Raw genomic sequence first — 25,813 nt, 5'->3', positions numbered from 1 at the left:
CGCGCCCGCACATAAGAATGGAGCGCCCCGTCAGGTTCGACCGACGCCCCGGCAACGGCCGGGGTCGCCAATAGGGACAAAAGGATCAGGCGCTTACATATTGGGATAGTTCGGCCCTCCGCCACCTTCCGGGACGACCCAATTGATATTCTGGGTCGGATCCTTGATGTCGCACGTCTTGCAATGGACGCAATTCTGCGCGTTGATCTGGAAACGGGCAAGCCCCTCTTCCTGACCGACCACTTCATAGACGCCGGCGGGGCAGTAGCGTTGCGCCGGCTCGTCATAAAGGGGTAGATTGTAGCTGATCGGGATCGTGGGATCCTTCAGCTGCAAATGGACCGGCTGGTCTTCTTCATGATTGGTGTTCGACAGGAATACCGACGACAGACGATCGAAACTCACCACCCCATCGGGCTTGGGATAGTCGATCTTCGCGCAGGAGTCCTTGGGCCAGATCTTCTCATTGTCCGGCTTGTGCTTCATCGTGAAGGGGAGGCCGATCTTGAGCGTACGCATCCACATGTCGATGCCCGCCAGCACCGTGCCGATCGTGCCGCCGAACTTGCTGAGCAGCGGCTCCGCATTCTTCACCAGCTGCAATTCGGTCGCGATCCAGCTGGAGCGCAGGCGCAGTTCATAATCGTCCAGCACGTCGCGAGCGCGCTCGTTCTGGATCGCCTCGAACGCCGCCTCGGCGGCCAGCATGCCCGACTTCATCGCCGTATGCGTGCCCTTGATCCGCGGCACGTTGACGAAGCCTGCCGAACACCCGATCAGCGCGCCGCCGGGGAAGACAAGCTTGGGAATGGACTGCCACCCGCCTTCGTTGATCGCTCGTGCGCCATAGGAGACGCGCCGCCCGCCCTCCAGAAACTTGCGGATTTCCGGATGCTGTTTCCAGCGCTGGAACTCTTCGAACGGATAGAGATGCGGGTTGCGATAACCCAGCCCCACGACGAAGCCCAACGCCACCTGCCCATTGGCCTGATGATAGAGGAACCCGCCGCCATAGGCGTCCGTCAGCGGCCAGCCCTGCGAGTGGATCACCAGTCCCGGCTGATGCAACGCGGGATCGATATCCCACAATTCCTTCATGCCCAGGCCATAGACCTGTGGCTCGCTGTCCGCGTCCAGCGCGAACTGGCGCTTCAATATCTTGGTAAGGTGGCCGCGCGCGCCTTCGGCGAAGAAGGTATATTTGGCATGCAGCTCCAGGCCGGGCTGATAATCGCCCTTGTGGTTGCCTTCCCGGTCGATGCCCATGTCGCCGGTGGCCACACCCTTCACGCTGCCATCCTCATTGTAGAGGATTTCCGCCGCCGCGAAGCCGGGGAAGATTTCGACGCCCAGCCCCTCGGCCTGTTCCGCGAGCCAGCGGCAAAGGTTGCCCAGCGATCCGGTATAGGTGCCCTTATTGTGCATCCAGCCCGGCGTCATGATGTGCGGCATCGCGATCTTGCCGGTCTTGGTCAGGAACCAATGCTGGTTGTCCGTCACAGGCACTTCTGCTAGCGAACAGCCTTGCTCCCGCCATTCCGGCAGCAATTCGTCGAGCGCCCTGGGATCGATCACTGCGCCGGACAGGATATGGGCGCCGATTTCCGACCCCTTTTCCAGCACGCACACGGCCAGTTCCTGGCCGGCCTTTTCCGCCAGTTGCTTCAGCCTGATCGCCGCTGACAGTCCCGCCGGCCCTCCACCGACGATGACGATGTCATAGGGCATCGATTCCCGTTCGCTCATTCATCCCTCCATGTCGACGTCGGCGGGCTGCACCCCGTCTTTTCCGATCGCCGCATTAGTCCAACAGTTTACCACCCAAGGCGATGAAGCACCTTGACCCGATCGTCAACCTCTGGCCCTAGCTGATTGTGATGCGGGGTTTATTGCAGGATGATGCGGCAGTTTGCGCCGATGCCTATCTGGCATGGTGGCAACTGGCCGGTGTGGACGGTGCCGTAACGGAAGCGCCCGTCAATTGGTTGCGTCCGGCGCCGGCTCGCCTTGCGGCCGCGAATGAAGCCGTTTTTTCAGCCTTTGTGGTGGATAAGCCCCGAACGCTCGAATCGTTCCTTGATTGGCTGGCCACTGATCCCGCGCAGCCCGAACGGCGCTGGTCCGGCACACAGATCGCACCGGTCGGCAAAGCGCAGGCTGCGCTGATGGTCGTCACCGACCTGCCCGATCCCGCCGACCTCTTCGAAGGCCGCCTGCTGGCCGATCGCGCCGGCCTGCTGTTCGACGCGATGTTGCGCGCCATCGGCCTCGACCGTGGTGCCATCCATCTCGCCTCTCTTTTTACCGCTCGTCCCCCCGGCGGCATGGTGGAGGCATCGGATCTCGCCGCCGCCGCCGAGCGGATGCGCACCCATGTCGCGCTGGCCCAGCCCCGGCGCCTGTTGTTGCTGGGCGATCGGACGATCCGTGCGTTGCTCCCGACCGGTAACGGCGCGGCGGTCGGCGGTTTACACGACTTTAACCATGATGGCGGCATTGTGCCCGCCATTGCCACATTCCACCCCCGGCTGCTGCTGACCCAGCCCGCGGCGAAGGCGGAATGTTGGCGCATATTACAAAGCCTGATCGAGGAAGCCCGTCCGTGATTCGCGCCGCGACCCAAATATCCCGCCTTGCCCTGATCGCGATGGGCCTTGCCGCCACGCTGCCTGCCAAGGCCGAAACCACCCCGGTCCTGCCGACGACCCTTTCCGCCGACGCCTCCCCCCTCCAACTGAGCGACGGCGACAAGGCCCGTTATCGTGCCATCTTCACCGCGATCCAGTCCCAGCAATGGACCGATGCGACGGCGATGATCGCCACGCTGGACAGCCAGGACGCCGTTCGTCCGCTGGCCCTGTCCGAACTCTATCTGGCCAAGGGTTCGCCCAGGGTCGAACTGTTCGACCTGCTCGACCTCATCAACAAGGCCGCCTGGCTGCCCAAGGCCGATCAGCTTTCCCGTCTGGCGCAACGGCGCGGCGCGACCATCCTGCCCACCCTGCCGCAGATCCAGAAGATGGTGTGGCTTGGCGCTGCCCCTCGCCGGCAATATGTCGCCGCCGTAAAGACTGACGTCGCCGCGCAGGCGCTCGCCGGCCAGATCCAGACCTATGTCAAGAATGACGATCCGATCGGCGCCGAAGGGCTGCTGGGCACCGGCGAAGCGGGCCTGACCAATGAAGGCCTGACCGAAGTGCGCCAGCGCGTCGCCTGGGCCTATTATATCGAAAATGACGACACCAACGCCCGCCGCATGGCCGCGCGCGCGCTGGAAACCCGCACCGGCGGCGATTGGACCGTACAGGCGCACTGGACCACGGGCCTTGCAGCATGGCGCCAGAATGACTGCCGCGCTGCCGCCCCTGCCTTTGCCAATGTCGCCGCTTTGGCGGGTGACACCGACATGCGATCGGCCGGCGCCTATTGGGCCTCGCGCGCCTATATGGTCTGCGGCGAAGCGGAAAAGGTCGCCACTTATCTGAAGCAGGCCGCCCGTTCCGACGAAACCTTCTACGGCCTGCTCGCCCGCGAATCGCTTGGCCTGCCCTTGGGCGGCGCGCCGGTCGGCAGCCGCTTCGGCGCCCTGGAATGGCAGAAGCTCAAGAGCAGCCCCAATGCCCGCGCCGCCATCGCCCTGTCCGCGATCGGCGACAATGGCCGGGCTGACGAACTTATCCGCTATCAGGCGAAAATCGGCGGCAGCGATCAATATGATGCCCTGCTCCGCCTCGCCAGCGCGCTGAACTTGCCCGCCACCCAGCTCTGGCTCGCCCATAACGGCCCGGCCGGCAAGCAGCCCGACAGCTTCGCCCGTTTCCCCGCGCCCGACTGGCGCCCCGATGGTGGCTGGCGCGTCGATCCCTCGCTCATCTACGCCCACACGCTTCAGGAATCCGGTTTCCGCTCCGATGTGGTCAGCAGCGCGGGTGCGCGCGGCCTGATGCAGGTGCGCCCAGGCACGGCGGGCGATGTGGGCCTCACCAACGCGGCGCAACTATTCGTGCCGTCGACCAACATGGAATATGGCCAGCGCTATCTGGAATCGCTGCGCGACATGAGCGCCACCGGCGGCCTGCTGCCCAAGGTGATGGCCGCGTACAACGCCGGCCCGCTGCCGGTCGATCGGTGGAATACGCAGGTCCATGACAAGGGCGATCCGCTGCTCTTCATGGAATCGCTGCCCTATTATGAAACCCGCGCTTATGTGAACATCGTCATGCGCAACTACTGGATGTACCAGATCCAGGCGAAGGGCAGCGCCGATTGCCTGACCGGCATGGCGCAGGGCATGTGGCCGACCTTCCCCAATGCCAAGGGCGTGAAACTGGTCCGCCTCAGCAAGGCGGATGGTCGCAGTTCCATGGGCGGCGGCTCGGACTGATGCCGATCGACGAGAGCCGGACCTTCATTCCGGTTCGCATCGCCGTGCTGACCGTGTCGGATACGCGCGGCCTTGCCGAGGATCGCTCCGGCGACACGCTGGTCGAACGGCTGGAAAGCGCGGGGCACATTCTCGCCGCCCGCTATATCGAGCGCGACGACAAATCCGCCATCGTCGCGCGCCTCCACGCTTGGATCGACGACCCTGACATCGACGTCATTCTCACCACCGGCGGCACCGGCGTCACCGGCCGCGACGTCACGCCCGAAGCGCTGGCTCAGGTGCAGGACAAGGAAATTCCCGGTTTCGGTGAGCTGTTCCGCTGGCTGAGCTTCCAGAGCATCGGCACCTCCACCATCCAGTCCCGCGCCACCGCCTGCGTCGCGCGCGGCACCTACATCTTCGCGCTGCCCGGCTCGACTGGCGCCGTGAAGGACGCCTGGGACGGCATCCTGATCACCCAGTTGGACAGCCGTTTCCGCCCCTGCAATTTCGTGGAACTGATGCCCCGCCTGACCGAGCGATAAGGCTATAATAGCATTGTCCCGTTCGTCCTGAGTAGCCGTTGAGCGAAGTCGAAATGGCGTATCGAAGGATATTTCATAAGGTCGATTTTAAAGCCTTCATTGAATTAGTTAGCTAACAAATTAATAACTGGACATCGCTTCACCCGTCTGACTCGCTGTCTCGATTGACACATCGTTCCTGATATGTTCTTATCGGCCATGGCGATCGAGAAAGGCAGGGGCGCAACACTGAACGGCGACAGCCGCCGCTTCAACCTGCCCCAGCGGGAGGCGGACGGCGACTGGCTGGACGCGATCGGCGACATTGACGGTCCGCTCACCCGCACCAGAACGCAGGTCACGATCGAACATCCCCGCACGATCGTGACCCGCAACCAGTCCCCCGATATTGGCTTCAGCCAGTCGATCAACGCCTATCGCGGCTGCGAACATGGCTGCATATATTGCTTCGCCCGACCGTCGCACGCCTATCACGACCTGTCGCCCGGCCTGGATTTCGAAACCAAATTATTCGCCAAGCCTGACGCCGCCAAACTGCTGCGCGCCGAATTGTCGAAGAAAAACTATGTCGTGGCCTCGATCGCCATGGGCACCAATACCGACCCGTATCAGCCGATCGAAAAGGATTGGGGCATCACCCGCTCCATATTGGAGATCATGGTCGAAACCCGTCACCCGACCTACATCACCACCAAGTCCGACCGCATCCTGCGCGACATCGATCTGCTTGCCGATCTGGCGCGGGACGGGCTGGTCGCGGTCGTGCTATCCGTCACCAGCCTGGACCCGGCCATCGCTCGCACGTTGGAGCCCCGCGCCCCGCATCCGCTGCGCCGGGTCGAGGCGATCCGCCAACTGGCCGAAGCGGGCATCCCCGTCACCGCCAGCATTTCGCCCATCATCCCCGCCATCACCGACCATGAGATCGAAGCGCTGGTCGCCCGCGTCGCACAGGCAGGCGCGCGCGAAGTCACCTATATCCCCGTCCGGCTGCCGAACGAAGTCGCCCCGCTCTTCCGCGCCTGGCTGGAGGCCCATTATCCCGATCGCGCGGGCAAGGTGATGGCCATCATCCGCGACCTGCGCGGCGGGCGGGACAATGATCCGAATTTCGGCACTCGCATGCGTGGTCAAGGCGTCTGGGCCGACCTCATCCGCACCCGCTTCCTCAAGGCCCGCAAACGCGCTGGCCTCGGCGCCGAACGCCTGATCCTGCGCACCGACCTCTTCCGCCCACCTGAAGGCGCCCAGATGCGGTTGTTTTAGGCGGATTCATGTTTACTCGTCATGCTGAACTTGTTTCAGCATCCATCAAGCCTAACAAGCCTTTGCTCGGTGGCGGCAAATGGACCCTGAAACAAGTTCAGGGTGACGAAGAGCGGTAAGGGAATTTCTGGCCACCAGCCGTACCTTCCCTACCCCGCCAACCGCATGGCCATCCGCCGCATCTTGGTGCGGTAGCCATCCGCCTTCACATCCATCCGCTCGAACCTGTGGACCGTCAGCCCCCTGATCGTCGCGATCGCATCAACCTGATCCGCGCCCAGACTATAATGATCGCCCAGAAACAGCTTGGCAGCCTGTCCGTCGCCTACAGGCGCCCGCAAGAATACTTCGCTGCGCCCGCCTCCGGCCCCGGCCAGCAAGGCCGCCAGCGCCTCGACCGCCTGCACCGTGTCGATATCCACCGTCAACTCCATTCGCGACGCACTGGCGATCGCGCGGAATGGCTCGGCGCCGCGCACGGTGACGCGCGGTGTCTCTTCGCCCGGCAACCGGTCCAGTTCCACGATCAACAGCGCGCAATCGCCGTCCTTCGACAATTCCTCGATTGCCTTGCACGCCTCTTCATCGAAGCAACTCGCCTGAAACTGCCCGCTCTGGTCGGAGAAGGTCGCGTTGGCATAGCGCGCGCCCCGCTTCGTCTCGCGCCAGCGTACATCCTCGACCATCGCCGCCATGATCGTCATCGACCGCCCTTCGGCATTGGGCGCGGGCATGGGCGACTGGCAGATCAGGCCATAGCTTTTGGCGCCCCGCGCATCGGCCAGATGCTTGTACCGGTCCACCGGGTGGGCGGAGAAATAGAAGCCGAACGCCTCTTTCTCCTGCGCCATGCGATCCGCCACGGTCCAGGCCTGATGCGGCGGAATGCGCACATCGGCATGGGGCGTCTCGACATCGCCGAATAGACCGCCCTGCCCGCTCTCGCGCGCCTGCGCATTGCTCGATGCGACAGACAAGATGGTTTCCGCCGCCGCATGCACGCCCGCACGGTCTTCATGGATGCCATCGAAAGCCCCCGCTGCCGCCAGGCTTTCCAACTGCCGCCGGTTCAGCAGACGCGGCTCGATCCGATCGGCGAAATCATCGAGCGACTTGAATGGCCCGGTCGCCGCACGTTCGGCGACCAGTTGCTCCATCGCCTTTTCGCCCACGCCCTTCAGCCCGCCCAGCGCATAGCGCACGGCAAAGCCCAGCCTCTTATCCTCACCCTCGCAAGGCACCGCCTCGACGGTAAAGTCCGCCTCGCTGCGGTTCAGATCCGGCGCCAGGCAGGTCAGCCCCATGCGCCGCATATCGTCGACGAACACAGTCAGCTTTTCGGTGAGATGGATATCGAACGCCATCGACCCGGCATAGAATTCCGCCGGATAATGGGCCTTCAACCACGCCGTTTGATAAGCGAGCAAAGCATAGGCCGCGGCGTGCGATTTGTTGAAACCATAGCCCGCAAACTTGTCGATCAAATCGAACAACTCGTTCGCTTTAGCCGGCTTGATGTCGCTGCGCGCACAACCGTCCACGAAGCGGGACCGCTGCGCGTCCATCTCCGCCTTCACCTTCTTGCCCATGGCGCGGCGCAGAAGGTCGGCGTCACCCAGGCTATAGCCGGCCAGGATTTGCGCGGCCTGCATCACCTGTTCCTGATAGACGAAGATGCCATACGTCTCTTCCAGGATCGGCTTCAGAAGAATGTGCGGATATTCAATCTCTTCCGCGCCATTCTTGCGGCGACCGAACATCGGAATATTGTCCATAGGGCCAGGGCGGTAGAGCGACACCAGCGCGATGATGTCGCCGAAGTTGGTCGGACGCACGGCCGCCAGCGTCTTGCGCATGCCTTCCGATTCCAGCTGGAACACGCCGACCGTGTCGCCGCGCTGGAGCAGTTCGTAAACCGCCTCGTCATCCCAGGCGAGCGTGTCGAGATCGACATGCACGCCCCGCGCCGCCAGCAATTGCACCGCTTTCTGCAACACCGACAGGGTCTTCAGACCCAGAAAGTCGAATTTCACCAAGCCGGCGCCCTCGACATATTTCATGTCGAACTGCGTCACCGGCATGTCCGATCGCGGGTCGCGATAGAGCGGCACCAATTGCTGCAACGGCCGGTCGCCGATCACCACGCCCGCCGCATGGGTGGAACTGTGGCGCGGGAATCCCTCCAGCTTCATCGCATAATCGATCAGGCGCTTGACCTGATTGTCATTGTCATATTCCGCGCGAAACTCGCTGACGCCATTCAGCGACCGTTCCAGCGTCCACGGATCGGTCGGATGGTTGGGCACCAGCTTGGCCAGCCGGTCCACCTGCCCATAGCTCATCTGCAACACGCGGCCCGTGTCCTTCAGCACCGCGCGCGCCTTCAGTTTACCGAAGGTGATGATCTGCGCCACATGGTCCGCACCATATTTCTGCTGAACGTAACGGATCACCTCGCCGCGCCGCGTTTCGCAGAAATCGATGTCGAAGTCGGGCATCGACACGCGTTCCGGGTTCAGGAAGCGTTCGAACAGCAAGCCAAGCTGCAACGGATCGAGGTCGGTGATGGTCAGCGCCCAGGCGACCAGCGACCCCGCGCCCGAACCACGGCCCGGACCCACCGGAATGTCATGATCCTTCGCCCATTTGATGAAGTCGGCCACGATCAGGAAGTAGCCCGGAAAGCCCATCTGGATGATGATGTCCGTCTCGAACTTCAGCCGGTCGAAATAGGGCTTGCGCGCTTCCTCCCCGATGATCCCGGCCTTGGCCAGTCGCGCCTCCAGCCCCGCCGTCGCCTGATCGCGCAGCATGATGCTTTCGCCCTCGATATCGCCCGCAAGGCTGGGCAGGATCGGCTTGCGCTTGGGCGCGGCAATGGCGCAGCGTTGCGCGACGACCAGCGTGTTGGCCAGCGCCTCGGGCAGATCCTCGAACAGGCGCTTCATCTCGCCCACCGGCTTCATCCACGCGTCGGGCGAGCTGGTGCGGCGATCGGGCGTTTCGACATAGGCGCTGTCGGCGATGCACAGCATCACGTCATGCGCCTCATGAAAATGCGGCTCGGCAAAGCAGGTCGGATTGGTCGCGACCAATGGCAGATCGCGATCATAGGCCATTTCGAGCAGTTGTGGCTCGGCCTTGCCTTCGACCGGGTCCAGCCGGCGGCAAATCTCGATATAGAGCCGATCCGGAAACAGCGCTTCCAGCCGCTCGACATAGGCGACCGCCGCGTCCGGCTGATCCTCGGCGAACAACCGCGCCAGCGCGCCCTCGCCACCCGCCGTCAACGCGATGACGCCGTCGGTCCGCCCCTCCAGCGCCTCGATCGTCACATGGGGCACGTCTTCGACCGGCCGGTCCAGATGCGCCATCGACACCAGCGCGCAGATATTGTCGTATCCCCCAGCATCCTGCGCATAAAGCGCGATCCAGTCATGCACCGGCGGCGCGTTGGCGGGGCGGCCCGGCCGTAATATCCCAAGCATCGCGCCGATGATCGGCTGCACGCCCTCATCCTTGCACCCGTCGGAAAAGGCCATCGAGCCATAAAGCCCATTCCGGTCCGTGATCGCCGCCGCCGGAAAGCCCAAAGCCTTCGCCTGCTTGGCGATCTTCTTGGGGTCGATCGCCCCTTCCAGCATGGTGAAGGAGGAAAAAACGCGCAGCGGAACGAAAGGAGCATGGGGCATGCCCCCAATCTAGGGATGCCGCGCGATTCGGCCCACCCCCCTCGCCACGAAATCTGTGGGTAAAGCGGTCGGCCGACCTGCCCGACGGTCAACATCCTTAACGGATTGCCAACCTGTCCCTGCTACCGTCGCTCGCATCATGCGTCTGTCTACCATCACCAACTGGGCCTATGGAGCCACCGTCGCCCTGACTTTGGCGTCGGGCGCCACCATGTTGATGGCATCGGGCGCCGAAGAACGCGAACGCGCCGCCGTCGCCCAACGCGCCACCTTCGACCAGGCCACCGCCACGTTGGAGGAGGATGTCTATCGCCTTACCGAACAGGCGCGCGGCTTCGTCATCAGCGGCGATCCGAGCCATCTGATCGCCTACCGTCGTGAGAAGGGCGCGCTGAAGTCGGTCAAGCAGCGCGTCGCCCATCTGCGCGATGCCGGCGCCAATGAAAGCGAACTTGCCGCACTGGGTCAGGCGCTGCATTGGTCGGACGCGCTGACGGACGAGCAGGACGCCGCGATCCGCGCCGCTCAGGCGGGCGACGACAAGACCGGCCGCACCATCTTGTTCGGCGACGAATATGGCCGCGAACTGGACCGCGTCGCCGCGCAGGTCGGCAAATTCCAATATATGCTGGATCAGCGCACCGACCACGCCGTGTCGCGCGCAACCGACACTGCCCGTCAATGGCGCACCATGTCGGAAGTCATGCTGGGCATCACTGCCCTGCTCTTCCTGTGCGTCCTCTATTTCGTCCTGAAACAGCGCATCCTGCGGCCGGTCGTCAGCCTGAGCGACGTCGTCACCCGTCTGGCCGCGCAAGATTGGGATGCCATCCCGCCCGACAGCGCCCATGTGGACGAGATTGGCGACATGGCGCAGGCCATCCGCATCTTCCGCGAAAACGGCCTGGAGCGGCAGCGTCTGGAGCAGGAACGCGACACCGACCGCACCATGCGCGACTTGCTGTCCCGCCTGACCCAACGCCTGCAGGGCTGCGACAGCGTGCATGATCTGGTGGAGGTGGTCCGCCGCTTCGCCCCCGAAATCGCGCCGGATTTCCCCGGCCGCCTCTATATTCACGACGCCCGCCGCAACGCCATGACACAGGCCTGCGACTGGCTCGCCCCCGCTTATTCGCGCAAGGAATTTGCTCCCTCCGCCTGCTGGGCGTTGCGCCGTGGCCAGACGCATCGACCGATCGGCGAGATGGTGGATATTCCCTGCGACCATCTGGATGCCACCGGTGCGATCAGCACGATCTGCATCCCGCTCGCGGCGCAGGGCGAAAGCATCGGCATGCTTTATTATGAGGAGCCGGTACACGCCAATGCCAGCCATCTGGAACGTACCGGCAAATATCTGGAGATGCTGGCCGAAAACATCGGCCTTGCCCTCGCCAATCTCCGCCTGCGCGATGTCTTGCGCGACATGGCGATGGCCGATGTGCTGACCGGCCTGCCCAATCGCCGTCAATTCGACATCATGCTTCAAACGCTGGTCAACGAAGCCGAACGCAATCTTTCACCGCTCACCTGCCTGATGATCGACATCGACCATTTCAAGCGGTTCAACGACAGTTTCGGCCATGATGCCGGCGACGCCGTATTGCGCGCGGTCGGCAAGGTGTTAGCCGATGCCTTGCGGGAAAATGGCCATGCCTTCCGCTTGGGGGGCGAGGAATTCGTGATTTTGATGCCCGGTTTCAGCCTCGACCAGGCGCTCGGCCGCACCATTCAGATTCAGCGTTCCATCCAGGATTTGCGGATCGAACATCGCGGTCGGGAACTGGGTGCGATCACCGCCAGCTTCGGCCTTGCGACCTTCCCGGACCATGGCCGTGCCGACCGCCTGCTTCAGACCGCCGACGCTGCCTTGCTGCGCGCAAAGGCGGAAGGTCGCGACCGCGTGCTGGTTGCCAATGTCAGAGATGGTGCGACGGCCGCGGCATAGAGGATGATCTGATCGGATCATCCTCACTATTCGCCGTGCCAGCCGGCTTCAAAATGCCCTAGGCGCCTTCCAGCACCCCGGCATGCAGCCGGACCACCCGGTCCATCTTCTGCGCCAGCCGCTCATTATGGGTCGCGACCAGAGCGGCCGATCCCTCTTCGCGCACCAGCCGCAGGAACTCGGCCAGCACGACATCGGCCGTCCGTTCGTCCAGATTGCCGGTCGGCTCGTCCGCCAGCACCAGCGCGGGGCGATTGGCGAGCGCCCGCGCCACGGCGACGCGCTGCTGCTCGCCGCCCGACAATTGGCTCGGCCGATGGTCCAGTCGATGGCCAAGCCCCAGCGATGTCAGCAGCAGTTCAGCTCGCGCCTTGGCGCTTTCCATATCCTTGTCGCGGATCACCTGCGGCAGGATGACATTCTCCGTCGCGTTGAAATCGGGCAGCAGATGATGGAATTGATAGACGAAGCCGAGCGCGTCGCGGCGCAACCGCGTCCGCCCGTCATTGTCCAGCTTGGCCGCTTCTTCGCCTGCGATCCGGATCGACCCGTCGAACCCGCCTTCCAGCAGGCCGACCGCCTGCAACAAGGTCGATTTGCCCGAACCGGACGGCCCCAGCAGCGCCACGATCTCGCCAGGCCCGACGTTAAGGTTCACGCCGCGCAACACCTCTATGGTGACGCCGCCCTGCGTGAAGCTGCGGGCAAGGCCCGTGACCTTGAGGATATCATTCATAGCGCAGCACCTGCACGGGATCGGTGTTGGCGGCCTTGAAGGCCGGATAAAGCGTGGCGAGGAAGCTGAACACCAAAGCCATGACGCAGATGATGGCGATCTCGACCGGATCGGGCTTCGATGGCAGTTCGGTCAGGAAGCGGATCGAGGGATCCCACAAATTCTGGCCCGTCACGAACTGGACGAAATTCACCACGCTCTGGCGGAAGAAGAGGAAGGTGAAGCCGACGATCATACCCGTCACCATGCCCAGCGTGCCGATGGTCACGCCCACGGTCATGAAGATCTTCACCAGTCCCACCCGGCTCGCGCCCATCGTCCGCAGAATCGCAATGTCGCGCGTCTTGGCCCGCACCAGCATGATAAGCGACGACAGGATGTTGAACACCGCCACCAGCACGATGATGGACAGGACGACGAACATCGCCACCCGCTCGACCGCCAGTGCCTCGAACAGGGATGCGTTCATCTGTCGCCAGTCGGTAACGACGGCGCGCCCGGCGACCTTGCCGGCCAGCGGTTCCAATATCTGGCCTACTTTGTCGGCATTGACCGTCTCGACCTCGATCATGCCCACGACATCGCCCAGCAACAGCAATGTCTGCGCATCCTGCATCGGCATGACGACCATCGCCTTGTCATAGTCGTAGACGCCGACTTCGAAGATCGCCGCGACCTGATAGGCCACCTGTCGGGGCACCGTGCCGAAGGGGGTGGAACGGCCGGCGGGATTGATGATGGTCAGGCTGTCGCCCAGCTGGATGCCCAGATTTTCCGCCAGCCGCGACCCGATGCCGATCTTGCCGCCATTGGCGACCAGATTGTTCATGTTGCCAGCCAGTATCTTGCTCTTCAGCGTCTTGTTGCTGCGAATATCCGGCACCGTCATGCCGCGCACCAATATGGCCTCTACCCGGCCGTCGAAGGTCGCCAGCAGCGGCTGGTCGATCATCGGCGTGGCACTGGTAACGCCCGGCGTGGCCTTGGCCTCCTTCAGCACCGACTGCCAATCGGGCAGCCGCCCGCCATAGCCCTGCACCACGGCATGGCCATTGAGGCCGACGATCTTGTCAAACAGCTCGGCGCGAAAGCCGTTCATGACGCTCATGACGATGATGAGCGCGGCGACACCCAGCATGACCGCGACCAGGCTGATGCCGGCGACGAGGAAGATGAACCCTTCGCCCTTGCCCGGCAGCAGGTAGCGTTTGGCGATCATGCGTTCGTAACGGGATAGAATCATGTGGCGCGAACGGCCCTTCGATAGTGATATGGATGAGGGTCTAGGGATCAGCCGACATAACGGCAAGCATTGCCCGATTGTTGCATTGCCGCCACAGGGACGAACCGAAAATCACACCAGCCTGATTTTGCCCGTGACAGCGGGCTGCGCCAGTCATAGCAAGGCTTCGGAAGCACAGGTAAAAGGCCGTGGTTCAGGGATACTGCATCCCGCTTCGAGCTTAGGGGGCTAAGAAGCGGTTGAGGCAGGCCAAGGGGGAGACGAGCAATCGTCCATTAAGCACCCGGATCATGAAAGCATGATCCGGGTGCTTTTTATTTACCCTGTCCTATCCCGCTCTTTTCTTGCATCTTTCTGTTCGATCCGACGCCGCCATGTAAAGGTGCGCGACCTTTTCGATAGGATCGGGCGCGCACAACTTAATGTCGAAACTTGCGGGACATGTGCGAAGTTAAGGCGGCATTTTCCAACATCGCCCTGCTCTTGAAAGCCGGAACGCCAAGACCATATCCATGCTTGTCCAGCCGCCACATGGGGTCGGACATCCTATCGCCGGATGCCAATGATTGGGTCCGGCACGTTCATCTGCCCTTTGGGAGATTATGATTATGCGTGGTTTCGACCTCACCCCCTATCGCCGCTCCACCGTGGGTTTCGATCGTCTGTTCGACCTGATCGAAAATAATGCCCGGCTGGCGCAAGGCGACAATTATCCGCCCTTCAACATCGAACGTCTTTCGGAAGACCGCTATCGCGTGACGCTGGCCATCGCCGGCTTCCGCCCCGACGAGATCGACATCACCGCCCAGCAGAACCTGCTCCAGGTGATCGGGCGAAAGGATGACGCCTCCTCCGCGGATCGCTCCAAATTCCTCCATGTCGGCATCGCGAACCGCAGCTTCGAGCGCCGCTTCGAACTCGCCGATTTCGTGCGAGTCGAAAAGGCCGACCTGGCCGATGGCCTTCTGACTATCGAACTCGTGCGCGAAGTGCCCGAAGCGATGAAGCCCAAGAAGATCGCCGTCAATGGCGGTCAGCTGGTCGACATCAACAAGGACCGCGACGCGGCCTGATCCGGCTTCGATCGGAAATTGGAAAGGGCGCGGCCATCCGGTCGCGCCCTATTTTGCTGTCCTATCCGGAAACCATCGCTCATCACCGGTCCACTCAGGACGGTGTGAACTTCCAGATATGAAAATCAGATTTCGACCTGACTGCCCAATTCCACGACGCGGTTGGTGGGCAGGCGGAAAAACTCCATCGCGCTTTCCGCGTTGCGCAGCATCCAGGCGAAGATCTTCTCGCGCCACAACGGCATGCCCGGCTTGGCCGAGGGGAGCAACGTCTGGCGCGCCAGGAAGAAGCTGGTGTCCATCATCTTGAACGCCTGACCGCACCCGGTGACGTTCTTGAGCGCGGCCGGCACGTCCGGCTCCTGCATGAAGCCATATTGCAGCACCATGCGGAAAAAGCCCCGGCCCAGATCCTCCAGCTTGCAGCGGCCGTCATCCTCGACCACCGGCACGTCCCTGATCTTCACGGTCAGCAGGATCACCCGTTCGTGCAGCACCTTGTTATGCTTCAAATTATGCAGCAGCGCATGGGGAACGCCATCGGGCGTGGAGGTCATGAACACGGCCGTACCGGGCACCCGCACCGCGCTGTTGGCGGCGGAGGCCACGAAGACCGGGATCGGCATGGCCGCTTCGCGCAACCGGTCCTGCACCAGCCGGCGACCGCGCGACCAGGTCGTCAGCAGCGTGAAGACGATGAAGCCGATCAGCAGCGGGAACCAGCCGCCGTCCGGCACCTTGGTCAGGTTCGCCGCCAGATAGGCGCCGTCGACCAGATAGAAAATGCCGAGCACCGGCGCGGCATAATACCATTTCCAATGCCACAGGCGGTACAGCACCACCGTCAGCAATACGTTGTCGATGAACATCGCCCCCGTCACCGCGATGCCATAGGCAGCGGTCAGGTTGGACGATGTCTGGAACACCAGCACCAGCAGGATGACCATGACCATCAAACCCCAGTTGATCAGGGGAATGTAGATCTGACCCGCGGTCGACGCGCTGGTATGTTCGATCCGCAAGCGGGGCATGAAGCCCAGCTGGATCGCCTGCTGCGTGACGGAGAAGGCACCGGATATCACCGCCTGGCTAGCGATGATCGCGGCCAGCGTCGCCAGCACGATCAGCGGCAACTGGCCCCATTGCGGGGCGAGATTGTAGAAGGGGCTGTGCAGCGCGGCCGCGCCTTCGCGGAACAGCAGCGCGCCCTGCCCCATATAATTGAGCATCAGCGCCGGCAGCACGAAGGCGAGCCAGGACACGCGGATCGGATTGCGACCGAAATGCCCCATATCGGCATAAAGCGCCTCGGCCCCGGTTACGGCCAACACCACCGACCCCAGCGCCAGGAAAGCCGGCAGCGGATCGGTGACGAAGAACATCACCGCCCAATAGGGATTGAAGGCATAGAGGATGCCCGGCGTCTTCATGATCGAAATCACGCCCAACGCCGCGATCGTGATGAAATAGGTCAGCATGATCGGGCCGAAGAAGGCCGCGACCCTGTTGGTGCCCAGCCCCTGTATCCAGAACAGGCCGAGCAGGATGACGATCGCCACCGGCAAAATCGCCGGCGCCAATGCAGGATTATAGACGGTCAGGCCCTCGACCGCCGACAGCACCGACACCGCTGGGGTGATCATCGAGTCGCCATAGAAAAGCGCCGTCGCAAATACGCCCAGCAATACGATGCCGCGCGACCAGCGCTGCGTCTTGGTCTGCCCGTTGATCAGCGCCAGCAGCGCCAGGCTGCCGCCCTCGCCCTTGTTATCGGCGCGCATGATGATGCTGACATATTTCAGCGTCACCACCAGCATCATCGACCAGAACATCAGGCTGATGACGCCCAATATATGGTCGGCGTCCAGCGTCAGGTGATGATGGCCGTGGAAGGTTTCGCGAAAAGCGTAGAGCGGACTGGTACCGATATCGCCGAAGACGATGCCGATCGCCCCGACCACCAGTTTTACCGTCGCTTTCTGCCGCGCATGTCCATGACCGCCCTCTTCCTCGTCGGAAGCCGGAGCGGTGTTGGGAAGGAGGTCAGCCATGAAGGATCATGCTCGTATCGACACCCAATAGAGGGCGCATGGCGGAATAGCCCGCACGACCCCTGTAAACCGCCGCGCCCTATCACGGCTCTGTGGAGCACGCAATGCGGACGCTGCACTGCATCATTGGGACGGCGGCGCGCCCGCTGCAAGCATGGCGTCGATACGCGCGATGCTGGCGTCCAGTTCCGCCTTGACCTGGCTGCCCGCAGGCGCGCTGTCCGCCAATGGCTTCCACAGGTCACGGGCGGCCTGCAACTGGCCGTTGCGAACCAGAGCAAGTCCGTAGAAGTAGCGCGGCGCCGGGCCTTCGGGATCGAGCGCCAATGCGCGGCGATAGGCGAAATCGGCGCCAGGGGATACGACGCCATCTGCATGGGCGATCAGCGCATTGCCCAGACCCAGCCACAGATTGGCATCGTCTGGCGCGGCGCGCAGGCCCGACAGCAAGACATTGGCCGCTTCCTTGGTCTTGCCCTGCCGCGCCAGCCCGTCGGACAGCATCATCCACTGCGCCGCAGGACCGAATCGCTCGGCCAGACCGCGTCGCCGCTCCGCCAGATTTTCGTCGAACTTCTCGCCGGCCGCGTCCTTGGCGAGACGCGGTGCGCCGGCCAGTCCCGGATTGCCCTGCCAGGCGTAACCGGCAAGGCCCAGCAGCAGCGCAGCCGCACTGATTTCGCGAGTCGATCGCGGAATGCGGCCGATCAGCAGCAGCGCAAGGAAGGCGATGGCCGCGAGGCCGAAGGCAAGGAACCAGCCGGTCATGCGCGCGTCCTCCGCTTGATCCGCCCACGCAAGAGCAGGAGCCCCAACCCCAGCAGCAGGATCGGCGCGGCCCATAGCGGCCACAGGATCGGCGCGGCGGTGGGTTCATAGCTGACCCAGTCGCCATAGCGCGCGATCAGCCAGCTACGGATCGCCTCGGGCTGCTCGCCGGCCATGATGCGCTCGCGGATCTGCGATCGCATGTCGCCGGCCATGCTGGCGCCCGAATCGGCGATCGACTGGCTTTGACAGGTGAGGCAGCGGATGGTTTCCATCAGCGCCTTCGCCTTGCGCTCCTGCGCAGCGTCGGGAATCTGCCGGTCGGCCCAGGGCGCGGGCGGCAGCGCGGTCTGCGCTGCGGCTGGCACCGCGAGCAGCGCGCAAAAAAGAGCAAGGATCAGCTTCATTGCGCGTCCTTCAACCGGTCTAGGATCATCGGCACATCGTCCGCGCGAATATCCCCGATATGCTGGTAAGCGATCCGCCCCTTGCCATCGATCACGAAGGTTTCCGGCACGCCCGACGAACCGAGCGCCATCTGCACCGCGCTGCGGGCGTCGAGGCCGATCCGGGCATAGGGATTGCCATAGCGCTGGAGGAAGGCGTCGACGTCCGGCCGGGCGTCGCGAATGGCGATCGCGTCTATCTCCACGCCAGCCTGCTTGAGTGCCATCAGTTGCGGCGCTTCGGCGGCGCAGGGCACACACCAGCTGGCGAAGATGTTGAGCAGGCGTGGCTTGCCCGTGACAAACTGGGCGCTGGCGAGCGCAGGCCGATCGCTGGCCGCCGCCGGCAGGGTGAAGGCCGGCAGCGGTTGCCCCACCAGCCGGGAATGGATCACGCGGTCGTCCGGCTTGAACAGGCCAGTGGCGAAAAGCCCGACAAAGGCGAGGAACAGGGCAAGTGGCAGCCAGATCAGCAGCTTCCTCATGCCTCGACGCCCTCTGTCGTCATATTGTGGGCCCGCCATTTCATCAGCCAGCCGCGCCGTTCCCGACCGACCAGCGCCAGCGCGCCGCCGAGTGCAATCATGATGCCGCCCAGCCAGATCAAGGTGACGAAGGGCTTCCACCAGATACGCAACTGCCAGCGGCCGCCCTCCACTTCTTCGCCCAGCACGACATAGAGCTGCCCGTCCCAGCGGGTCAGCAATGCCGCTTCGCTGGTCGTGGTCGGCGGCGAGGCGAAGAAGCGCGATTGCGGCCGGATGACGACCGAACGGCCGCCGCGACCGGCATCCATATCCGCCTGAAGCGCGGTCCAGTTGTCGCCGGCGATCGGCGTGATCTGACGGAAACGGATCGACCAACCGGCGGTCTGGATCATGTCGCCCGGTCGTGCCGCCACCAGTTTTTCGACCGTAAAGGCGGAGTCGCAGGCCATACCGGCCAGGCTGACGGCGCAACCCAGATGCGCGACGACCATGCCATAGGTGAAGAGCGGGGTGCGCAACAGCTTGCGCTTCCACAGCGGAGCGAGGCTCGCGACGCCGACCGCGACGGCGATGACCAGACCCAGGAAGGGCAGGATGCCGATGCGCGCCCAGGCGAAGAGCGACAGCGAGATGGACACCACAAATGCTATGGCGATCGGCACCAGCAATCGTTTTCCAACAACGCCCGCCCGATCCTTCCGCCAGCGGGTCAGCGGCCCCGCCGCCATGGCGACCATCAGCGCCAGCGCGATCGGCCCGGCGATCCGGTCGAAATAAGGCGCACCCACCGAAACCTTGTGACCGAACGCTTCGGTCATCAGCGGGTAGAGGGTGCCGATCAGCACCAGCCCCAATATGACCGTCAGCAGCAGATTGTTGACGACCAGCATGGTTTCGCGGCTGACCAGTTCGAACGGCGCGCCCTCGCGCACCGACCCGATCCGCCAGCCGAACAGCGCCAGAGCGCCGCCGATATAGAGAGCGAGCAGCGCCAGGATGAAGCTGCCGCGCTGCGGATCGACGGCGAAGGCATGAACGCTGGTCAAAATGCCCGACCGGACCAGGAAGGTGCCGACCATCGACATGGAAAAAGCCACCACCGCCAGCATGATCGTCCAGGCCCGCAACGCATCGCGGGTCGCCAGCACGGTGACGCTATGCAGCAGAGCCGTCGCCGCCAGCCAGGGCATGAGCGAGGCGTTTTCGACCGGATCCCAGAACCACCAGCCACCCCAGCCCAACTCATAATAGGCCCAATAGCTGCCCGCCGTGATGCCCAGCGTCAGCAATACCCAAGCCGCCAGCACCCATGGCCGCATCGCGCGGGCGAAGGCGGCATCCACCTGCCGCGTCAGCAAGGCACCGATGGCGAAGGAGAAGGCGACCGACAGGCCGACATAGCCCAGATAAAGGGTCGGCGGATGGAAGGCCAAACCGGGATCCTGCAACAGCGGGTTCAGCCCCTGCCCGTCCGCTGGCGGCTGCGCGATGCGCGCGAAGGGATTGGAGGAGAAAAGCAGGAAGGCGTAGAAACCGAGTGAAATAGCGGCCTGCCCCCCCAGCGTCGCCATATGGGCATCACGTTTCAGGGCGCGTTCGAACAGGGCGACGGCGGCGCCCGCCACACCCATGACCGTGACCCACAGCAGCATCGAGCCTTCATGATTGCCCCAGGTGCCGGCGAATTTGTAAAGCCACGGCTTCATTGAATGGCTGTTGGTGACAACCAGCAGCACGGACATATCCGACCGCATGAACAGGGTGATGAGCGCGGCGAAGGCGATGGCGGTCAGGATGCCCTGCGTCACCGCGGCGGGCCTTACGGCGCCGAGCAGTTCGGGCTTGCCGCCTTTCAGGCCAGCAAAAGCCAGAACCAATTGCAACAGCGCGAGAGCCGCGGCGAGCCAGAGCGCGGCGAGGCCGACTTCGGCGATCATGTGCGCACCCGATTTACGTCTTCGTCACGCCAACGAAGGCTGGCATCCTTCTTCTTCGGGCATGCCGTCAGCAAGGCATTGCGATCCCAGCCTTTGCCGGGATGACGGTGAGGAGGAAAACCCATCGTCACTTGTCCGCCTTCATCTCGTGCGTCGTCTCATTATAGGTCATGCCTTCCAATTCGCGCGGCATGTAGCGTTCGTCATGCTTGGCCAGCAGGTTGGTCGCGATGAACGTGCCCTTCGCATCGAAAGCGCCCTCCGCTACGACGCCGCTGCCTTCCTTGAACAGGTCCGGCGCGATGCCGCTGAAAGTCGCGGGCACGGTCGCCTTGCCGTCGGTGACGTCGAAATGGATGGTTATGCCGTCGGCCGCGCGTTTCAGGCTGCCCTTGACCACCATGCCGCCCAGGCGGATCGCCTTGCCGGGTTCGACACCCTTGGTCTTTACGTCAGCCGGCGCATAGAAATAGGCAGCCTCATCCTTCAAGGCGGAGGCCGCGAGCAAGCCTGCGCCGACCAGCGCTACCAGCGCCGCCAGCGCGAGGATCAGCCGTTGATGCTTGGCCTTCATGATCGCGCCTTCACCCGCGATCCGACAGTTGATCGGCGCGGCGCTCCGCACTGCGCATGGCGCGCCAGCTTATCAGGCTGACGAGCGCGGTGCCGGCCAGCGTCACCGCATAGGCGGCAATCACGAAAGCCCATTGGTTCATCATCCTACCCTCTTGCCAGGCGCTGCATGCGCGCCTCGACCTTATTTTCTGCCAGTATCGCCCGCATCCGCATCAGCACGATGGCACCGAAGAGCAGGCTGAAACCCAATAATGTCAAGCCCAGCGGCCAGAGCAGCGACCCATCGATGCTGGACCCGCGCAGCGTGATCGACGGCCCCTGATGCAGACTGTTCCACCACACGACCGATCGGTTGATGATAGGAATATTGACCGCGCCGACCAGCCCGAAGATCGCCGTGACATTGCTGACCCCGCCCTGCCGACCCTGCCGCGCGCTGGCATTGGCGAGTGCGATATAGCCCAGATAGAGGAAGAAAAGGACGAGCATGGACGTCATGCGCCCATCCCATTCCCACCATGTGCCCCAGGTGGGACGACCCCAGATCGATCCGGTCATCAGGCAGATGGCAGTGAACAGCGCGCCCGGCGCGGCGATCGCGCGGCCAGCGACGGCCGCCAGCGGATGACGCCAGACCAGTTGCATCAGCGCCGCGATGGCGATGCCGGTCCAGCCGCCCATCCCCAGCCAGGCGGCAGGCACATGTATATAGAGTATCCGGACCGTCTGCCCCTGAAGATAATCAGCCGGTGTCACGAACAGGCCGCAAGCGGCGCCAACGAGCAGCAGCAGCAGGCCGGACCAGAAGAGCCATCCCGTCAGCGGACGTGCAATCTTCAAAAAGCGGGCGGGATTGGCGAAACGATGCATCAGGATCGAGTCTGTAGCCGGGCAAGCGGAACAGCGCCAGTAGGGCATTTTGCCGATAGACCGACCGCCGAAACGCAGCGTTGCCACAGCCTGCCACGCTTTTTTGTTACAGGAGGGCGACAAACGGCGCGAGAGTGACTATATGCGCGCACAAGAGACAGCCCCGGTCGCATCTTGGGGTTGTCAGGAACGGCTATGGAACCGCTCACACCCATGTTTACGACAAACCCCTTCGACGACGACAAGTTGCGCGAGGAATGTGGCATTTTCGGCGTTTCCGGTGCGGAAACGGCGTCTGCCATGGTCGCGCTCGGCCTTCACGCTCTGCAACATCGCGGGCAGGAAGCCGCAGGCATCACCAGCTGGGACGGGCATGATTTCCATACCCACCGGGCGATGGGCCATGTGGCGGGCAATTTCGACCGGGACGAAGTGATTCGTGGCCTGCCGGGCGATACCGCCTGCGGCCATGTGCGCTATTCGACCACCGGTGAAACGTCGCTGCGCAACGTCCAGCCGCTCTATGCGGAATTGAACAGCGGTGGGTTCGCCATTGCCCATAATGGCAATATCTCCAACGCGATGAAGGTGCGCCGCGAACTGATTCGCCGCGGCTCCATCTTCCAGTCGACGTCCGATACCGAAGTCATCATCCATCTGGTGGCGACCTCCAGCTATCGCACGTTGCTCGACAAGTTCATCGACGCATTGAAGCAGGTAGAGGGCGCCTATTCGCTGATCGTCATGACGCCCGAAGGCATGATCGCCTGCCGCGACCCGCTGGGCATCCGTCCGCTGGTGATGGGCAAGCTGGGCGATTCGACCATCTTCGCGTCGGAAACCGTGGCGCTGGACGTAGTCGGCGCCGATTATGTTCGCACCATCGATCCGGGCGAACTGGTGATCGTCACCAATGACGGCAATATCCGCTCGCACCGCCCGTTCGGTGAGACGCATGCCCGTCCCTGCATTTTCGAGCATGTCTATTTCAGCCGGCCCGATTCGATCATCGACAATTCCAGCGTCTATTCGGTCCGTAAGGCGATCGGCGCGCAGTTGGCGATCGAAAATCCGGTCGAGGCCGATTATGTGATTCCGGTGCCGGATAGCGGCGTGCCGGCGGCGATCGGCTATGCCCAGCAATCGGGTATTCCGTTCGAACTGGGCATCATCCGCTCGCACTATATCGGCCGCACTTTCATCCAGCCGGGGGACAAGGTCCGCCATCTGGGCGTGAAGCTGAAGCACAACGCCAATCGCGCGCTGATCCAGGGCAAGAAGATCGTGCTGATCGACGATTCGATCGTGCGCGGTACGACGTCGCTCAAGATCGTGCAGATGATGCGCGAAGCGGGCGCGGCCGAAGTGCATATGCGCATCGCGTCGCCGCCGACCAAGCATAGCTGCTTCTATGGTGTCGATACGCCGGAGCGGACGAAGCTGTTGGCGCATAAGCTGGACGTGGGCGGCATGCAGGATTTCATCCACGCCGACAGCCTGTCCTTCATCTCGATCGACGGCCTGTACAAGGCGCTGGGCGAAGCCAAGCGCGCGGACATCCGCCCGCAATATTGCGATGCCTGTTTCACCGGCGACTATCCCACCAAACTGACCGATCAGGATGATGCGGTGGTGACCAACCAGTTGGAACTGCTGGCCGAACGCGTCGTCTGACAAGCATAAATCCCCGTTCGTCCTGAGTAGCCACTGAGCGAAGTCGAAGTGGCGTATCGAAGGATCCTTCGATACGGGTCTTCGCCAAACTCAGGCCCTCCTCAGGACGAACGGATTTCCATGTCTACTTCCAACCTTCCGCTTTCCGACAAACTGGCTCTCGTCACCGGCGCGAGCCGGGGCATCGGCGCCGCCACGGCGGAGGTGCTGGCCGCTGCCGGCGCGCATGTCGTGCTGACCGCCCGGACCAGCGGCGGGCTGGAGGAAGTGGAGGATCGCATCCATCAGGCCGGCGGCAGCGCGACGATCGCGCCGCTCGACCTGGCCGATGGCGAGAGTATCGGGCGTTTGGCGCAGGCCATAGGTGGCCGCTGGCGCGCGCTCGATATATTGGTGCTGAATGCCGCGACGCTCGGTTCGCTGGCAGCGGTGCCGGCGATCGATGCCAAGGAATTTGCCCGCCTGCTCACCTTGAACATCGCCGCACCGCAAGCGTTGATCGCCGCGTTCGACACCATGTTGCGCGCCAGCGGCGATGCTCGGGTGGTGGCGCTGACCTCCTCCGTCGCCGCGCCGCGCGCCTATTGGGGGGCCTATGGCGCGTCGAAGGCGGCGCTGGAAACTCTGGTCGGCGCCTATGGCGAGGAGGTGAAGAATATCTCCGCCATCCGTACCCATATCGTCGATCCCGGCGCGACCCGCACCGCGATGCGCGCCCGTGCCTTCCCCGGCGAAGATCCCGCGAGCCTGAAGGGGCCGGAAGTGGTCGGGCAGGCGATCCTCGATCTGGTGACGTCTGACGCGCCGACCGGGCATCGCATACGCGTCGAGGGCTGATCGATCAGGCGGGCTTGACCAGCGTTACCTGCGCCACGTCGATCCCGCCACCGCGAAAGCCGCCTTCGCAATACATCAGATAATAGCGCCACAAGGCCACGAAATGCTGGTCGAAACTGGCGGGGAGTTGGCCATCGTCGATCGCCCGGTCGAATTGCACCCGCCAGCGACGCAGTGTTTCGGCATAGTCGAGGCCGAAGCGATGAACGTCGCGCCATTCCAGCCCGGCCTTCTCCGCCAGCGCGCGAAAGCGGCTTTCCGACATCAGCATGCCGCCGGGGAAGATATAGGTCTGGATGAAGTCCGCGCCGCGCGCGTAGGATTCGAAAATCGCGTCGTCGATCAATATATATTGGATCGCCGCCCTGCCGCCGGGCTTCAGCAGGCGGTGGACGGCGGCGACATAATCGGGCCAGTAGCGCTCTCCCACCGCCTCCACCATTTCCACGCTGGCGATGGCATCATATTGACCCTGCGCGTCCCGATAGTCGGTCAGCAATATCTGCGCGCCCGATCCCAACCGGTCGCGGGCATAGTCGGCTTGCTCGGTCGACAGGGTCAGCCCGCTATAGGCGATGGCGCTATGCTCCATCGCCTGCTCCGCCAGCCCACCCCAGCCGCAGCCGATTTCCAGAAACGATGCGCCATCGTGCAGGTCGAGACGGTCGAGGATCGCGTCTACCTTGCGTCGCTGGGCCTGCTCCAACTCTTCATGTTGATCGTCAGGATCGATAAACAAGGCACTGGAATAGTGCATATTTTTGTCCAGCCAAAGGCTGTAGAAATCATTCCCCAGATCATAATGATAGGCGATATTGTGTCGCGATCCGACACGGCTGTTGCGTCGTGCCCAGTGCGCCAGCCGGCCGATCCAGCGCCCCGGACCGCGTGGACGGGCCGCCTGCCCCAAGGTCACGGCGTTGCGCATGAACAGGGCGAAGAGCGGGACGGGGTCGGGGCTGTCCCACTCCCCTGCGGCCCAGGCGCGATACCAGCCAGCCGATCCACCGATGGCCAGCCGCACCAGGGCGCGCCAGCTTTGCAGGTCGACCTCGCATTGCGGTCCTGGCGCCCGGCCACCCAACAGGCGCCGCGTGCCATCGGGCAAAGAGGCTTCCAGAGCGCCTTCTTCCAATCCCAAATCGATTCGATCGAGCAACCGGTGAAAGACAGGCGCCATCAGACGCGACAATATTCGTGGCTTGCCCGATCGCGGCGGACGTCGCACGGACAGCGCGCGCCTGCCGCGCCGGGGGTCGGTTGCATTCATGACGTCAATCCTGCCGCAAGCCGGGCG

The 25,813-nt window shown here is 63.3% G+C and carries 21 protein-coding genes; 8 read left to right on the top strand and 13 right to left on the bottom strand.

Features of this window, described 5'->3' with window-relative positions; genetic code table 11:
* Window positions 1-93 precede the first annotated feature (93 nt).
* Window positions 94-1,746 carry an electron transfer flavoprotein-ubiquinone oxidoreductase gene (locus tag F4U95_RS13285; protein ID WP_150425993.1) on the bottom strand — a complete coding sequence of 551 codons (1,653 nt, stop codon included), beginning with the start codon at window positions 1,744-1,746 and terminating at the stop codon, window positions 94-96.
* A gap of 131 nt (window positions 1,747-1,877) precedes the next feature.
* Here F4U95_RS13285 and F4U95_RS13280 point away from each other — a divergent pair, with 131 nt between their 5' ends.
* From F4U95_RS13280 to F4U95_RS13265, 4 genes are all read left to right on the top strand, one after another.
* Entirely contained in the window at window positions 1,878-2,606 is a 729-nt protein-coding gene (locus tag F4U95_RS13280; protein WP_150425992.1) for a uracil-DNA glycosylase family protein, read from the top strand.
* Window positions 2,603-4,384 (top strand): lytic transglycosylase domain-containing protein, encoded by a 1,782-nt coding sequence (locus tag F4U95_RS13275; RefSeq protein WP_150425991.1) that lies wholly within the window; start codon window positions 2,603-2,605, stop codon window positions 4,382-4,384. Before F4U95_RS13280 ends, F4U95_RS13275 begins: the two co-directional genes overlap by 4 nt.
* Window positions 4,384-4,911 carry a molybdenum cofactor biosynthesis protein B gene (gene moaB / locus F4U95_RS13270; RefSeq protein WP_150425990.1) on the top strand — a complete coding sequence of 176 codons (528 nt, stop codon included), beginning with the start codon at window positions 4,384-4,386 and terminating at the stop codon, window positions 4,909-4,911. Before F4U95_RS13275 ends, moaB begins: the two co-directional genes overlap by 1 nt.
* A gap of 198 nt (window positions 4,912-5,109) precedes the next feature.
* On the top strand, window positions 5,110-6,177 hold the full coding sequence (locus tag F4U95_RS13265; RefSeq protein WP_150425989.1) for a PA0069 family radical SAM protein: 1,068 nt from the start codon (window positions 5,110-5,112) through the stop codon (window positions 6,175-6,177).
* A 149-nt stretch (window positions 6,178-6,326) separates the two neighbouring features.
* On the opposite strand, the gene dnaE is transcribed toward F4U95_RS13265, so the two are convergent.
* The gene (gene dnaE, locus F4U95_RS13260) at window positions 6,327-9,869 is read right to left on the bottom strand and encodes a DNA polymerase III subunit alpha (RefSeq protein ID WP_150425988.1); all 3,543 of its coding nucleotides are present in this window, start codon (window positions 9,867-9,869) and stop codon (window positions 6,327-6,329) included.
* Window positions 9,870-10,008: 139 nt separating this feature from the next.
* On the opposite strand from dnaE, the gene F4U95_RS13255 reads away from it, so the two are divergent.
* Window positions 10,009-11,817, top strand: coding sequence for a diguanylate cyclase (locus F4U95_RS13255; protein ID WP_150425987.1), 1,809 nt, complete (start codon window positions 10,009-10,011; stop codon window positions 11,815-11,817).
* 58 nt (window positions 11,818-11,875) lie between these two features.
* Here F4U95_RS13255 and F4U95_RS13250 read toward each other — a convergent pair whose 3' ends face one another.
* Together F4U95_RS13250 and F4U95_RS13245 are read right to left on the bottom strand one after the other, a co-directional pair.
* Complete coding sequence (locus F4U95_RS13250) at window positions 11,876-12,553, bottom strand: ABC transporter ATP-binding protein (RefSeq protein WP_150425986.1); 678 nt, start codon at window positions 12,551-12,553, stop codon at window positions 11,876-11,878.
* Window positions 12,546-13,796 carry a lipoprotein-releasing ABC transporter permease subunit gene (locus F4U95_RS13245; protein ID WP_150425985.1) on the bottom strand — a complete coding sequence of 417 codons (1,251 nt, stop codon included), beginning with the start codon at window positions 13,794-13,796 and terminating at the stop codon, window positions 12,546-12,548. Before F4U95_RS13245 ends, F4U95_RS13250 begins: the two co-directional genes overlap by 8 nt.
* Before the next feature lie 608 nt (window positions 13,797-14,404).
* On the opposite strand from F4U95_RS13245, the gene F4U95_RS13240 reads away from it, so the two are divergent.
* Window positions 14,405-14,869: an Hsp20 family protein gene (locus tag F4U95_RS13240; RefSeq protein ID WP_120250062.1), complete on the top strand. Its 465-nt coding sequence runs from the start codon at window positions 14,405-14,407 to the stop codon at window positions 14,867-14,869.
* A gap of 125 nt (window positions 14,870-14,994) precedes the next feature.
* On the opposite strand, the gene F4U95_RS13235 is transcribed toward F4U95_RS13240, so the two are convergent.
* From F4U95_RS13235 to ccmC, 8 genes are all read right to left on the bottom strand, one after another.
* A complete protein-coding gene (locus tag F4U95_RS13235) occupies window positions 14,995-16,920 on the bottom strand; it encodes a potassium transporter Kup (RefSeq protein ID WP_120250061.1) in 1,926 nt (641 codons plus the stop codon).
* 123 nt (window positions 16,921-17,043) lie between these two features.
* Entirely contained in the window at window positions 17,044-17,688 is a 645-nt protein-coding gene (locus F4U95_RS13230; RefSeq protein ID WP_150425984.1) for a tetratricopeptide repeat protein, read from the bottom strand.
* Complete coding sequence (locus F4U95_RS13225) at window positions 17,685-18,095, bottom strand: cytochrome c-type biogenesis protein (RefSeq protein ID WP_150425983.1); 411 nt, start codon at window positions 18,093-18,095, stop codon at window positions 17,685-17,687. Before F4U95_RS13225 ends, F4U95_RS13230 begins: the two co-directional genes overlap by 4 nt.
* The gene (locus F4U95_RS13220) at window positions 18,092-18,619 is read right to left on the bottom strand and encodes a redoxin family protein (RefSeq protein WP_150425982.1); all 528 of its coding nucleotides are present in this window, start codon (window positions 18,617-18,619) and stop codon (window positions 18,092-18,094) included. Before F4U95_RS13220 ends, F4U95_RS13225 begins: the two co-directional genes overlap by 4 nt.
* A complete protein-coding gene (locus tag F4U95_RS13215; RefSeq protein WP_150425981.1) occupies window positions 18,616-20,559 on the bottom strand; it encodes a heme lyase CcmF/NrfE family subunit in 1,944 nt (647 codons plus the stop codon). Before F4U95_RS13215 ends, F4U95_RS13220 begins: the two co-directional genes overlap by 4 nt.
* Before the next feature lie 127 nt (window positions 20,560-20,686).
* Window positions 20,687-21,133 carry a cytochrome c maturation protein CcmE gene (ccmE, locus tag F4U95_RS13210; RefSeq protein WP_150425980.1) on the bottom strand — a complete coding sequence of 149 codons (447 nt, stop codon included), beginning with the start codon at window positions 21,131-21,133 and terminating at the stop codon, window positions 20,687-20,689.
* 10 nt (window positions 21,134-21,143) lie between these two features.
* A complete protein-coding gene (locus F4U95_RS25370) occupies window positions 21,144-21,278 on the bottom strand; it encodes a hypothetical protein (protein WP_281347235.1) in 135 nt (44 codons plus the stop codon).
* Between the two features lies 1 nt (window position 21,279).
* Window positions 21,280-22,005 carry a heme ABC transporter permease CcmC gene (ccmC, locus tag F4U95_RS13205; protein ID WP_150425979.1) on the bottom strand — a complete coding sequence of 242 codons (726 nt, stop codon included), beginning with the start codon at window positions 22,003-22,005 and terminating at the stop codon, window positions 21,280-21,282.
* A 213-nt stretch (window positions 22,006-22,218) separates the two neighbouring features.
* Between ccmC and purF the strand changes: the two genes are divergently transcribed.
* Together purF and F4U95_RS13195 are read left to right on the top strand one after the other, a co-directional pair.
* Window positions 22,219-23,679, top strand: coding sequence for an amidophosphoribosyltransferase (gene purF / locus F4U95_RS13200; RefSeq protein ID WP_232015937.1), 1,461 nt, complete (start codon window positions 22,219-22,221; stop codon window positions 23,677-23,679).
* A 120-nt stretch (window positions 23,680-23,799) separates the two neighbouring features.
* Window positions 23,800-24,516 carry an SDR family NAD(P)-dependent oxidoreductase gene (locus F4U95_RS13195; protein ID WP_150425978.1) on the top strand — a complete coding sequence of 239 codons (717 nt, stop codon included), beginning with the start codon at window positions 23,800-23,802 and terminating at the stop codon, window positions 24,514-24,516.
* A 4-nt stretch (window positions 24,517-24,520) separates the two neighbouring features.
* Here the strand turns inward: F4U95_RS13195 and F4U95_RS13190 are convergent, their stop codons facing one another.
* Entirely contained in the window at window positions 24,521-25,786 is a 1,266-nt protein-coding gene (locus F4U95_RS13190; RefSeq protein ID WP_150425977.1) for an SAM-dependent methyltransferase, read from the bottom strand.
* Window positions 25,787-25,813: the final 27 nt, after the last annotated feature.

It is taken from the genome of Sphingobium limneticum, from assembly GCF_008710165.1.
GTDB lineage: Bacteria > Pseudomonadota > Alphaproteobacteria > Sphingomonadales > Sphingomonadaceae > Sphingobium > Sphingobium limneticum.
The sequence above is the reverse complement of the archived record's forward strand: the minus strand, read 5'-3'. Positions and strand labels throughout refer to the sequence as shown.

Coding starts and splice junctions, on each gene's coding strand:
- moaB (WP_150425990.1), top strand. CDS start 4,384: ATGCCGATCGACGAGAGCCGGACCTTCATTCCGGTTCGCATCGCCGTG.
- F4U95_RS13245 (WP_150425985.1), bottom strand. CDS start 13,796: ATGATTCTATCCCGTTACGAACGCATGATCGCCAAACGCTACCTGCTG.
- F4U95_RS13220 (WP_150425982.1), bottom strand. CDS start 18,619: ATGAGGAAGCTGCTGATCTGGCTGCCACTTGCCCTGTTCCTCGCCTTT.
- F4U95_RS13265 (WP_150425989.1), top strand. CDS start 5,110: ATGGCGATCGAGAAAGGCAGGGGCGCAACACTGAACGGCGACAGCCGC.
- F4U95_RS13225 (WP_150425983.1), bottom strand. CDS start 18,095: ATGAAGCTGATCCTTGCTCTTTTTTGCGCGCTGCTCGCGGTGCCAGCC.
- F4U95_RS13255 (WP_150425987.1), top strand. CDS start 10,009: ATGCGTCTGTCTACCATCACCAACTGGGCCTATGGAGCCACCGTCGCC.
- F4U95_RS13195 (WP_150425978.1), top strand. CDS start 23,800: ATGTCTACTTCCAACCTTCCGCTTTCCGACAAACTGGCTCTCGTCACC.
- F4U95_RS13190 (WP_150425977.1), bottom strand. CDS start 25,786: ATGAATGCAACCGACCCCCGGCGCGGCAGGCGCGCGCTGTCCGTGCGA.
- F4U95_RS13215 (WP_150425981.1), bottom strand. CDS start 20,559: ATGATCGCCGAAGTCGGCCTCGCCGCGCTCTGGCTCGCCGCGGCTCTC.
- F4U95_RS13250 (WP_150425986.1), bottom strand. CDS start 12,553: ATGAATGATATCCTCAAGGTCACGGGCCTTGCCCGCAGCTTCACGCAG.
- purF (WP_232015937.1), top strand. CDS start 22,219: ATGTTTACGACAAACCCCTTCGACGACGACAAGTTGCGCGAGGAATGT.
- F4U95_RS13230 (WP_150425984.1), bottom strand. CDS start 17,688: ATGACCGGCTGGTTCCTTGCCTTCGGCCTCGCGGCCATCGCCTTCCTT.
- ccmE (WP_150425980.1), bottom strand. CDS start 21,133: ATGAAGGCCAAGCATCAACGGCTGATCCTCGCGCTGGCGGCGCTGGTA.
- F4U95_RS13285 (WP_150425993.1), bottom strand. CDS start 1,746: ATGAGCGAACGGGAATCGATGCCCTATGACATCGTCATCGTCGGTGGA.
- F4U95_RS13240 (WP_120250062.1), top strand. CDS start 14,405: ATGCGTGGTTTCGACCTCACCCCCTATCGCCGCTCCACCGTGGGTTTC.
- F4U95_RS13280 (WP_150425992.1), top strand. CDS start 1,878: ATGCGGGGTTTATTGCAGGATGATGCGGCAGTTTGCGCCGATGCCTAT.
- dnaE (WP_150425988.1), bottom strand. CDS start 9,869: ATGCCCCATGCTCCTTTCGTTCCGCTGCGCGTTTTTTCCTCCTTCACC.
- F4U95_RS25370 (WP_281347235.1), bottom strand. CDS start 21,278: ATGATGAACCAATGGGCTTTCGTGATTGCCGCCTATGCGGTGACGCTG.
- ccmC (WP_150425979.1), bottom strand. CDS start 22,005: ATGCATCGTTTCGCCAATCCCGCCCGCTTTTTGAAGATTGCACGTCCG.
- F4U95_RS13235 (WP_120250061.1), bottom strand. CDS start 16,920: ATGGCTGACCTCCTTCCCAACACCGCTCCGGCTTCCGACGAGGAAGAG.